11 protein-coding genes are annotated in these 9,848 nt (G+C 69.4%); 5 read left to right on the top strand and 6 right to left on the bottom strand.

Translation table 11 applies throughout. The features are described from left to right. The 3 genes from OOT08_RS07355 to OOT08_RS07345 all read right to left on the bottom strand — a co-directional run. The coding region (locus tag OOT08_RS07355; RefSeq protein WP_325091947.1) for an FAD-binding oxidoreductase at positions 1 to 671 on the bottom strand (671 nt) is incomplete at its 3' end. A gap of 92 nt (positions 672 to 763) precedes the next feature. Next, a complete protein-coding gene (locus OOT08_RS07350) occupies positions 764 to 1,744 on the bottom strand; it encodes a cytochrome c oxidase assembly protein (RefSeq protein ID WP_325091946.1) in 981 nt (326 codons plus the stop codon). A gap of 172 nt (positions 1,745 to 1,916) precedes the next feature. Further along, on the bottom strand, positions 1,917 to 2,348 hold the full coding sequence (locus OOT08_RS07345; protein WP_325091945.1) for a hypothetical protein: 432 nt from the start codon (positions 2,346 to 2,348) through the stop codon (positions 1,917 to 1,919). A 178-nt stretch (positions 2,349 to 2,526) separates the two neighbouring features. On the opposite strand from OOT08_RS07345, the gene OOT08_RS07340 reads away from it, so the two are divergent. The 5 genes from OOT08_RS07340 (at position 2,527) to OOT08_RS07320 (ending at position 6,018) form a co-directional block, all read left to right on the top strand. Further along, the gene (locus OOT08_RS07340) at positions 2,527 to 2,913 is read left to right on the top strand and encodes a TraR/DksA family transcriptional regulator (RefSeq protein ID WP_325091944.1); all 387 of its coding nucleotides are present in this window, start codon (positions 2,527 to 2,529) and stop codon (positions 2,911 to 2,913) included. Between the two features lie 81 nt (positions 2,914 to 2,994). Beyond that, positions 2,995 to 3,639, top strand: a complete 645-nt coding sequence (locus OOT08_RS07335) for a GntR family transcriptional regulator (RefSeq protein ID WP_325091943.1) — start codon at positions 2,995 to 2,997, stop codon at positions 3,637 to 3,639. Next, positions 3,632 to 4,102, top strand: a complete 471-nt coding sequence (locus OOT08_RS07330; protein WP_325091942.1) for an OsmC family protein — start codon at positions 3,632 to 3,634, stop codon at positions 4,100 to 4,102. The genes OOT08_RS07335 and OOT08_RS07330 overlap by 8 nt, the downstream gene beginning before the upstream one ends. 110 nt (positions 4,103 to 4,212) lie before the next feature. Continuing rightward, positions 4,213 to 4,776: a TetR/AcrR family transcriptional regulator gene (locus tag OOT08_RS07325; protein ID WP_325091941.1), complete on the top strand. Its 564-nt coding sequence runs from the start codon at positions 4,213 to 4,215 to the stop codon at positions 4,774 to 4,776. Positions 4,777 to 4,791: 15 nt separating this feature from the next. After that, positions 4,792 to 6,018 carry an MFS transporter gene (locus OOT08_RS07320; protein ID WP_325091939.1) on the top strand — a complete coding sequence of 409 codons (1,227 nt, stop codon included), beginning with the start codon at positions 4,792 to 4,794 and terminating at the stop codon, positions 6,016 to 6,018. Positions 6,019 to 6,061: 43 nt separating this feature from the next. Here OOT08_RS07320 and OOT08_RS07315 read toward each other — a convergent pair whose 3' ends face one another. From OOT08_RS07315 to cmtR, 3 genes are all read right to left on the bottom strand, one after another. Beyond that, the gene (locus OOT08_RS07315; RefSeq protein ID WP_325091938.1) at positions 6,062 to 6,514 is read right to left on the bottom strand and encodes a hypothetical protein; all 453 of its coding nucleotides are present in this window, start codon (positions 6,512 to 6,514) and stop codon (positions 6,062 to 6,064) included. A gap of 309 nt (positions 6,515 to 6,823) precedes the next feature. Further along, entirely contained in the window at positions 6,824 to 8,788 is a 1,965-nt protein-coding gene (locus OOT08_RS07310; protein WP_325091937.1) for a heavy metal translocating P-type ATPase, read from the bottom strand. Continuing rightward, the gene (gene cmtR / locus OOT08_RS07305) at positions 8,785 to 9,174 is read right to left on the bottom strand and encodes a Cd(II)/Pb(II)-sensing metalloregulatory transcriptional regulator CmtR (RefSeq protein ID WP_325091936.1); all 390 of its coding nucleotides are present in this window, start codon (positions 9,172 to 9,174) and stop codon (positions 8,785 to 8,787) included. The genes OOT08_RS07310 and cmtR overlap by 4 nt, the downstream gene beginning before the upstream one ends. Positions 9,175 to 9,848: the final 674 nt, after the last annotated feature.

Below are 9,848 nucleotides of genomic sequence, written 5' to 3'. Positions count from 1 at the left end.
TCCACGACGACGCCCAGCGTCCCCTCCGAGCCCACAAAGAGCCCCGTCAGGTCGTAGCCGGAGACGTCCTTGAGCGTGCGGCCGCCCGTGCGGAGCAGCTCACCAGAGGCGAGGACGACCGTCAGGCCGAGCACCGCGTCCCGAGTCACCCCGTATTTCACGCAGCGCAGGCCGCCCGCGTTGGTCGCAACGTTCCCGCCGACCGTGGCGATGGCCGAGCTCGCCGGATCCGGGGCAAACATGAGCCCGTCTGCGGCGACGCGAGCGTTCAGGTCGCCGTTGATCACGCCCGGTTCCACCCGGGCCACCCCGGCTTCGACGTCGACCTCCAGGACGCGATCCATGCGCTCCAGCGAGAGCACCACGCACCCCGCGGTGGCGTGCGCGCCCCCGGAGATCCCGGATCCGGCTCCGCGGGGCACCACGGGAACCCGGTGTTCGCTCGCCCAGCGGAGGACGGCCTGCACGTCGCCGATGCTCCGCGCGAACACGACGGCGACGGGAAGGTGCTCCTCCAGCACGGGAGCGCGGTCCCGACTCACCGTCGCGCGGACCGCCTCGTCGAGGACGACCGCCTCCGCCCCCAGCGTCGCCAGGAGCTCGGCCAGCGCCTCCTCTGGCAGGCTCCGGTCGTCGGCAGGCGCGGGTGAGGAAACGGCGTCGAGGGTCATGGACGCAGGCTACCCCAGGGCGGGGACGATCGCCCGCTGCCCGACGGTGCCGGTTGGTCGTGCGGCCCAGATTCCGTCAGGTGCGGGCCGGGCTACCGCTCGTCGACCCGGCCCTGCGCGGCCAGGTACGCGTTGTACTGTTCCAGCGCGGCGTCCTCCTCAGCCTCGCGGTGGCGGGCGGTGCGGAGGTCGCGGTTGCGCCACTTCGACAGGATCACGATGAGCACGATCAGGAGCGGCAGCTCGCCGTACGACCAGACGAGGCCGCCGCCGATGGCGTGGTCGAAGCCCCGGCTGATGCCCCAGGCCTCCGGGTCCTCCCAGTACCAGGAGAAGCGCGGGCCGGTGCTGAGCAGCAGAATGAGTCCGAAGATCGCGTGAATTTGGATCTCGATGAACACCTCGGCGAGGCGGACCACATAGGAAGGGGTACGAGGGAGCGGGTCTCGCGACCAGAGCGGGGCACCCGCGATGATGCCCAGGAGGAGGAACGAGCCGAGCAGGAGGCCGTGCCCGCCCGGCTGGGCCAGGACCCAGCTGATGGCGTCGCTGAAGTACAGGGCGGGGAACGCGAGCAGTGGCACGATAATGGCCACGGCGGGGTGCAACAGCACCCGAGAGACCGGCGAGCGGTACCCCGCGAGCGCCATCCGGAGCACGGGACGGCCGAGCCCGGTGCGGGGCACCGCGGTGAGCAGCAACCGACCCGGGGAGCCGATAAGGAGCAGCGGCGGGGCGACCACCATGAGCGTCAGCTGCTGGAAGAGCAGCACCGAGACCAGCTCATCCGCGAAGCGGGTGACCGCGGCCCCCGTCGCGAGGAACCACACGACGCAGCCGAGCACGAAGGAGATCGTGGTGGCGACGCCCCAGCGTTTCCCCCGCCGCCAGAGGGCGATCGCGCCCCACAGGTACAGGGCCAGGCAGATGACGGCAAGCACCGACAGCGGCGTGAGCTGCCAGATCTGCACCCCGAAGAAGTGGCCGATGTCGAAGGGGAACGCGGTTTCTGCCGCGCGGGGCTGGCCCGGCAGGGCTGCGGCAACGAGGGCGGGGGGAGCAAGCGAGAACATGATGCGAAAATCTTTCTGTTGCCCGCCCGCCGCGCACGCCGGATGGACGCGCGGGGCAGCGTGGCAACGCCAAGCTGGAGAACAAGAGGTGGCTGGGGGCGCGGTGCGCTCCTGCCGGGTTCGGCACGGAACCCCGAGGGCCGTGCGCGGGAAGGCAGCGGGCGCGGCTGCGTCAGGTGCGACTGATGGATAGCAGCTGGAGCAGGGGCACGCCACGGGTCGGCCTCGGGCGGGCCGGGGCCGGTGGGCTCCCGCTCAGGCGGACGCCGGCACCGGCGAGGAGCTTGAGGGCGGGGAGGAGGAACCAGCCGAGCACGAGGAGAACGGTCAGAAAACAGGCCGCAACCGCGGCCAGCGTCGCGGGGTCCTCCGGCGAGCTGCACGCCTCCGGGCACCCCGGCGTCGCCGGAGCGGCCGGACCGTCCGCGCCCGGGGCGAACCCGGCGCTTTCGTCGAGCGTCAGGTGCGTCGTCGCCTGCGACGTGGCCGTGTGGCCGGGCACGGCAGCGCTGAGCGCGTGCGCCCCGAGCGCGGCGACGAGGGCGAGAGCAATCACGACGAGGCCGAGGAGTGTCGAGGGGCGGGAATGCCGGGCTCTCCGCACTCGCCTCACCGTCCTCGTCTCACGCCTGTTACCGCTCAGCCCACGGTACCAGCCCGCCGGGAGCACCCGATGCGAAACCTCCCCCGGTGTGCTGTACTCGTCTGAACGGCGCCGAGCGCCCCCGCCAGAATCAGGGATCACGGGCGGGCAGCGAATCGGCCGGGAGGAGGGGTGCGACATGACCGCAGACACCGAGGGGACCGCGGGCGCGACGCGTCAAGCGCTGCGGTCGATGCTCGCCGAGGAGCAAGCCCGCGTGCTTGCCCGGGTCGCGAAGCTTGAGGTTGACATTGATGCGCTGACGAGCGCTCGCCGCAGTGAGTCCGACGATGATGAGCACGACCCGGAAGGGGTGACCCTGTCTTCGCAGTGGTCGATGCTGGGCGGCCTGCTGGAGTCCGCGCGGGAGGATGCGCGCCAGGCCGAGTCGGCCCTGCACCGCCTCGCGGAGGGAACCTATGGAGTCTGCGCCTCCTGCGGGAACGCGATTCCGGCCGAACAGCTGGAGGTGCGCCCCTTTCGGGAGCGATGCGTACCCTGCGCGAGCAAGCTCGAACGCGGCTGATCCGGCGCCGGATCAAGGCGGGCAAGCGTCCAAACTGATTTATCGCATGCATTAACTCCAAGTGCATGCAATGATAGAGGCATGTCGACGTACCAGGAACTGAAAGACCTCGTGGTTTCGGGCGCGCTCGAACCCGGGGAGCGCACCTCTGAGGCGGAGCTCGCCGCCCAGCTGGGCGTCAGCCGGACCCCCGTCCGCGAGGCGCTCCAGCGGCTCGAGGGTGACGGCCTCGTCTTCGCGCAGGGTCGCGGCGTTCGGATCCGGGTGATGGCCGCGGCGGAGATGGCCGACGTGCTCACCGCGCGCGCGGGCCTCGAGGGGTGGGCGGTGCGGCTCGCGGCCGAGCGGGTCGCGGCGGGCCGGGTCACCCCGGCGTCGCTCGCGGAGCTGGACCGGCTCGCCGATGACGCCGACGCTCTGACCCGGGCGGGCGACCTTGCCGGAGGTGCGGATGCGAACCGCGACTTCCACCGCGGGGTGGCCGCGCTCTCCGAGAGCCCCGTGATCATGCTGGCGCTCGACCAGTGGTGGGACCGGGTCACCGTGAGCACCCGGCACACCATCCGGACCCCGGATCGCGTCGCCGAGGTCGATCGCGAGCACCGCACGATCCTGACCGCCCTGAGGGCCGGGCTGCCCGACAAGGCCCGCAGCGCCGCCGAGGCGCATATCTTGACCACACGAAACGCACTGCTCGAACTCGAACCGGAGGAATCCCATGCCTGAACACCAGTACGAGGTCGCCGTCACCTGGACCGGGAACACCGGAGTCGGGACGACGAACGCCCGCGCGTACTCGCGAAACCATGACGTGGCCGCGTCGGGCCTGCCGACCATCGCCGCCTCCTCGGACCCCGCGTTCCGCGGGGATCCGACGCGCTGGAACCCGGAGCAGTTTTTCGTGGCCGCGCTGTCGCAGTGCCACATGCTCTGGTACCTGAACCTTGCCGCGAGCGCCGGGGTCGTGGTGACGGCCTACGAAGACCGGCCCACCGGCGTCATGATCGAGGACGTCGGGGGTGGTGGCGAGTTTCAATCGGTCACGCTGAACCCGGTCGTGACAATCACCGCCGAGAGTGACGCGACGCTCGCCGAGGCGCTCCATCACCGAGTCGGGGAGCTGTGTTTCATCGCCCGCTCGGTGCGGACCCCGCTCGACTACCGCATCACCATCGCCCAGGAGGATTAGGACCGACCCTGCCCCGCGCCAGCGGGGCAGGGCCGCCTGAGTCGGAGCGTTCTCCTGGGTGAGAAAAGAAGCGCTCGCTTAATGTGCAATATACATGTTAGCTTGTATCTATGAAACGGACGGCAGCGGACGCGGCCCGCACGCGTGAGGCGCTCCTTGCGGCTGCGCTCCTGGCCTTCGCAGAACACGGCTGGCGGGGAGCAACCTTCGAGCGGGTCGCCGAGCGCGCCGGTCTCACCCGGGGAGCGCTGCACCACCACTTCCGCTCCAAGGAAGCCCTGCTGCAGCAGGCCCTCTCCTGGGGATGGACCAGATACGGCGAACGCATCTTTCGCGTTCGCGAAGAACCCGCGCTCGCCGCACTGCTGGCCGACTTCGTGGCCCTCCTCAGGGACGACGCGCTCTTCCGGGCGCTCGCCGCCAGCACGGTGCTGGTCGCGCCCCAAGCTCTCGATGACCCCGCGGAAAAGAACGCCGCGCTCGACTCCTGGCAGGAACAGATCGCCGCCATGCTGCCTCGCTCGGCGGCTGCCCCACGGGAAGCCGTCGCGGGCCTCGCGCTGGTGTTGCTCCAGGGGCTCACGGTGACCGCGGTCACCCGACCCACAGACCTTCCGCACCCCACCGAGCTCAGGGCCACCCTCGTGGCGCTGAGCGCCGGGGTGCTCCCCTGAACGGACCCCTCACCCATGACGAATCCAGCTCTCGCCCCGATGAATCGGGGCACCTCTCCCGGCCGCGCCCTCATCGTGGGCTCCGCCGCCGTGTTCAACGACATGCTCGTGCACGGCTTGGCCGTTCCCGTGCTCCCCCTCCTGCCCGCGGTGGTGGCGGCGGGGCCAGCCGCCACGGGTATCCTGTTCTCCTCATACGCCGCCGCCATGATCGTTGCCACGCTGTTCGCGGGGCGCATCGTGGACCGGCACGGCCCGAAGACCCCGCTCCTGATCGGCCTCGTCGGTCTCGCGCTGGCCACACTCCTGTTTGCCACCGGCGGACCGTACTGGTTGCTCCTCGTCGCCCGGATCGCCCAGGGCATCGCCGGGGGGATGTCCTGGGTCGCCGCCCTCTCGCTGATCGCGGCGACGACCAGCTTCGAAAAACGCGGTCAGTCAATGGGGATCGCGATCTCCAGCCTGACCCTCGGGGTCCTCATCGGGCCACCGATTGCCGGGTTCCTGGTCGAGCGCTTCGGGACGGCAGCGCCCTTCCTTCTCGCGGCGGGGATCGCGCTCCTCGACGGCGTGCTCCGGCTCGTGCTCGTCCAGGGGTCACCCCGGGTCACGGACGACCCGGCGGGACCGCTCGCGGTGCTGCGCGTGCCGGGCTCCGTCTCCATCGTGGTCGCGATCGCGATCGGCGCGGGCGTGCTCTCCGGGGTCGAACCCGTGCTCCCCGTGCACCTGGGGGCCACGGCGCTCACGATCGGCCTCCTGTTCGGGCTGGCCTCGCTCGCGGCGATCGTCGCCAATCCCCTCGTCGGGCGGTTCGTCACGGCCGCATCACCCCGCGTCCTCATCGGCAGCGGGGTCGTGGCCGCCGCGGGGGCCCTGGCCGTGATCGGCTGGGCACCGCAGCTCTGGCTGACCTGCGTGGGGATGGCGCTCCTCGGGATCTCCTCCGCGCTGCTCCTCGCCCCGGCGACCACCCTGATCAGCGAGCAGGGCTTCCGGGCCACGCCGCCCACGCTGGGCGCCTCTTTCGCGCTCTACACGCTCGCCTACGCCGGGGGACTCGCGCTGGGTCCGCTCCTCACGGGATTCGGGGTGCAACAACTGGGCTTCGCCCCGGCCCTGACCGGGATGGCGGTGCTCGTGCTCGCGGCCGGTGCGGCATCCCTGGGGAAACTCCCCGCGCGCTCGACGAGCGAGTCCCGCACCGTGCATGACGCGGCCGAACCCGGGGAGCGGGGGTGAGGGATCGAGGCCCGCGTGCCAGGCGCGCCGGGCCTCGGCACGCCTAGTCGAACTTCGGGGTCACCTCGTCGCAGCGCACGGGCTCACCCGGCTGCCCGGTTTCGGCGGCGATCTCCCGTTTTCCGTCGAGCAGGATCCGGCAGCTCGCGGCGACCCCCTCGGGCGGCGTCGCCGACACGCTCGCGGAATCGCCCGTGATGACGATGGTCTCCGCCGTCCAGCGGGGGAGGCCCGCGCCGTCGGCGGCGGTCGTGGCGTCCGGCACCCGAACGGTGCTCTGGCCGCTCGTGCGGGTTTCCATGTCCAGGTAGGACACCTCGGTCAGCGCGACGGGGTCAGCGCTGTCTGTGGTGACCTCGTAGGTGACGCTCCAGGCATCGGCGGCGGACTTCATCGCCGTGTCGATCGCACCGCAGGCGGACAGCAACAGGCCGATGGACAGCGCGCCACCAACGGCTGCGGCGAGGCGAAAGTGGGTCGTGGTGTTTTGGCTCATACGTCGATCATCCTCGCGACCGCACCCCGAGGGATCGGACGTGGGTACCGGACTCGTCAGCCTGCTCGGGGAGATGGGCGCGGGACCGCAGTACGACGAACGGCCCGTCGGGGTGAGGGCGAACCCTCCGCGCACCCCACCGGCTCCGGGGCGGGAAGCGGAACAGTACCGTGGTGCCGTTCCCCGCGCACGGGGAGCCCCGGCTGAGACGCGGCGGTGCGCGGGATCGGGGCCGCCCCAGGCGCATCGCAGCTGGGGGCTCGGCTCAATTCGGCACCTCCCGCTTCTGCTTTGTGTCAGCGCACGCCACTACGGAGAAAGCGGGATCTTGGTGGAATGGGTGAAGTGAGTGGTGGGCTGCTCAACCTGCTTCCGCCGGGACAGTCCGGCGCGGAGTCCATTGGCGATCACGATCACCTCGGCAAGCTCATGAACGAGGACAACAGCAGCCAGCCCGAGGACGCCCGTGATCGCCAGCGGCAACAGCACGATGATGATCAGTAGAGACAGGGCGATGTTTTGATTCATGATCATCCGCCCCCGCCGTGCATGGCGGAGAGCGTGCGGGAGCAGGTGCAGGTCGTGCCCGACGAAGGCGACATCGGCGGATTCGATTGCGGCATCTGACCCGGACACCCCCATCGCGATCCCGACGCTGGCACTGGCAAGAGCGGGGGCATCGTTGATGCCGTCGCCGATCATCGCGGTCGGTGTGCGCGTTGCGAGTTTCGCCACCAGGCGGGCTTTGTCCTCGGGGCGAAGCTCGGCGTGCACGTCGCTGATGCCAGCGATCGTGCCGAGCGCATGGGCGGTTCGTCTATTGTCGCCGGTCAGCATCGACACCGATATGCCCTGCCTGCGCAGAGTCTCAACAACCTTGGGGGCTTCGGGCCGGAGCTCGTCGCGTACCCCGATGGCTCCGATGAGGGTGCTCTCGCGGGTGACCAGCACAACAGTGTGTCCCGCGGCCTCCATCGCCGCTACCTCAGCGGTGAACGGCCCGGGACGTATCCACCGAGGGCTCCCTACGGCAACCCGGTGTCCATCCACGGTTCCGGTTACCCCGCGCCCCACTTCTTCTGAAACATCAACCGCGATCGGTCTGTTCTCCGCGGCGCTTGTGATCGCGGTTGCAAGCGGGTGGGTTGAGTACTGCTCTAGCGCCGCAGCAAACGCAAGGATCTCATCCTCAGTAAACCCCTCTCTGGAGAGCACACCGGTCACGGCGGGCTGATTACGGGTGAGGGTGCCGGTCTTGTCGGCGGCGAGATGCCGGACGGTGCCGAGCTGCTCAAACGCGGCACCGCTCTTGACGATGACGCCGAATGTGCTGGCCGCGCCGATCGCAGACACCACGGTCACTGGGACAGCGATCGCCAGCGCACATGGGCTGGCAGCAACGAGCACCACCAGGGCGCGCGTGATCCAGGTCTCCGGATCACCGGTGAGCAGCGCCCCGAGAATGCCAACGAGGGCGGCAAGGATCATGACGCCGGGGACCAGCGGGCGAGCGATCCGGTCGGCAAGCCTCGCCCGTTCGCCCTGCTCTGCCTGAGCCTGTTCGACGAGTGTCACGATCGTGGTCAGTGAGTTCTCTGTTCCGTCCGCGGTGGTCTCGATTTCTAACACCCCGGCGGAGTTAATCGCTCCAGCTGAGACCGCATCTCCAGGCCCGACCTCGAGAGGGATCGACTCGCCTGTGATGGCCGAGGTGTCCAAACGTGATTGCCCTGTTCGGACGATACCGTCTGTTGCGATTCGCTCACCGGCCCGCACGACAAGGATCTGACCGACGCTGAGCTCTCGTGCCGGGATCTCTGTGGGGATAGTGTCGAGAAGAACTGTCGCTGTGTCGGGTACGAGTTTCAGCAAGGCGCGCAAGCTCCCGCGAGCACGACCCATCGCCCTGTCTTCCAATGCTTCGGCGATCGAGTAGAGAAAAGCGAGAGCAGAAGCTTCCTGGACATGGCCGAGGATCACCGCACCGATGGCGCTGATCGTCATCAACAGCGCAATCCCAACCTTCCGGCGCACCACAAGCGTGCCGATCGCGCCGGGCAGGAACGTGTACGCACCCAGGAGTAACCCAACCCAATACGCGACAAGTGCGACAGCGTGGAACGATGCCCAATCCAAGAGCAGTCCGGTGAGGAACGCGATGCCAGAAACGAGCGGAATCAGGATTCCTGAGTCACGCCACCACCGGCTCGCCACCTCATCCGTAGTCTCATCTGTGGGGGTCGTGACACCAGGTGCGCAGCAGTCGGCGGTCACGGTCGGCTCTCTGCAGCGTCACGCATCACAGCTGCTGCCTGTAGGTCGCAGCACCCCGGAACGGCGCACGTTGGGTCAAGGCACGGCACATTCTCGTCAACCGCGAGGGTGACGTCCACGAGCGCGTTCAATGCTGCGGTGAGGTGCGGGTCGGCTATCTCGTAGCGCGTTTGCCGCCCTTCTGGTTCAGCGACAACGATCCCGCAGCCGCGCAAGCACGTCAGGTGGTTCGATACATTTGTGCGCGTCAGATTGAGCTCACGGGCGAGTTTGGCCGGGTATCCGGGCTTCGTGAGGAGCGACAATAAGATTCTCGATCGTGTGGAATCAGCCATCGCCCGCCCCAAGCGATTCATCGCGTCAACGCGGGAAGTGAGAGTCAGCATGCACTGACTATACAGCGGTCAGTGACTTAATGGTGATTCATCGACTGCCGCGGGGCCGGGTGTTTCTCGCAGGAGACAGTGCGAGCACATCCCCGGGAACGCTGCCCAGTGGGTGCTGAGCCCACAGCGCTCACCGCCGGACGTTCCTGCCCCCCAACGCTGGCATCTGGTCCAGCGGGTACGCCGCGCACCTCGGTCCCCGCGACGCGTTCGATGGTGGGGCTCGCGCCGCTTGCCCGCGGGCTTCGACCCGAGATCTCGTGCCTTGGTACGAGGGAATTCAACCCGTGGGAGGTGTTCGCCAGCGCGGGCGATTTCTAGGGTGAGGAGAACACCGTATCTCCGCACGCTCACCCTGGAAAGGGGCCGCCATGCCCGCCCGCCAAACGCTCAGCGCACGCTCCCCGCGAGCGGGCACCACGCCGCTGCTGGACCGCGCCGCCGTCGCCCCGGCGCGGGCGCACCGCCCCAGCGGCCCCGCGCCTCCCCGCCCGGGGCCACGCGGCGGGGGAGCGCGGAGGGGCGGGCCCGTATGACCCCCGGATTCTTCCTCGGCCTCGTCGTTGCCTTCGGCGGGGCGCTGCTGCTCGCAACCGGCTCGGAGCTCCAATCCCGCGCGGTGTATGGGGCGAACGGTCGGTGGCGGACCTTCCTGCGCCGGCCCCGCTGGCTGT

The sequence above is a fragment of the Leucobacter sp. M11 genome, from assembly GCF_035726885.1.
Taxonomy (GTDB): domain Bacteria; phylum Actinomycetota; class Actinomycetes; order Actinomycetales; family Microbacteriaceae; genus JAPFRB01.
This window is presented reverse-complemented; position numbering and strand designations above follow the sequence as displayed.

Bases quoted from the DNA above. Each gene is read 5' to 3' on its own strand.
- OOT08_RS07320 (WP_325091939.1), top strand. From the start codon at position 4,792: ATGACGAATCCAGCTCTCGCCCCGATGAATCGGGGCACCTCTCCCGGC.
- OOT08_RS07350 (WP_325091946.1), bottom strand. From the start codon at position 1,744: ATGTTCTCGCTTGCTCCCCCCGCCCTCGTTGCCGCAGCCCTGCCGGGC.
- OOT08_RS07330 (WP_325091942.1), top strand. From the start codon at position 3,632: ATGCCTGAACACCAGTACGAGGTCGCCGTCACCTGGACCGGGAACACC.
- OOT08_RS07315 (WP_325091938.1), bottom strand. From the start codon at position 6,514: ATGAGCCAAAACACCACGACCCACTTTCGCCTCGCCGCAGCCGTTGGT.
- OOT08_RS07335 (WP_325091943.1), top strand. From the start codon at position 2,995: ATGTCGACGTACCAGGAACTGAAAGACCTCGTGGTTTCGGGCGCGCTC.
- OOT08_RS07340 (WP_325091944.1), top strand. From the start codon at position 2,527: ATGACCGCAGACACCGAGGGGACCGCGGGCGCGACGCGTCAAGCGCTG.
- cmtR (WP_325091936.1), bottom strand. From the start codon at position 9,174: ATGCTGACTCTCACTTCCCGCGTTGACGCGATGAATCGCTTGGGGCGG.
- OOT08_RS07325 (WP_325091941.1), top strand. From the start codon at position 4,213: ATGAAACGGACGGCAGCGGACGCGGCCCGCACGCGTGAGGCGCTCCTT.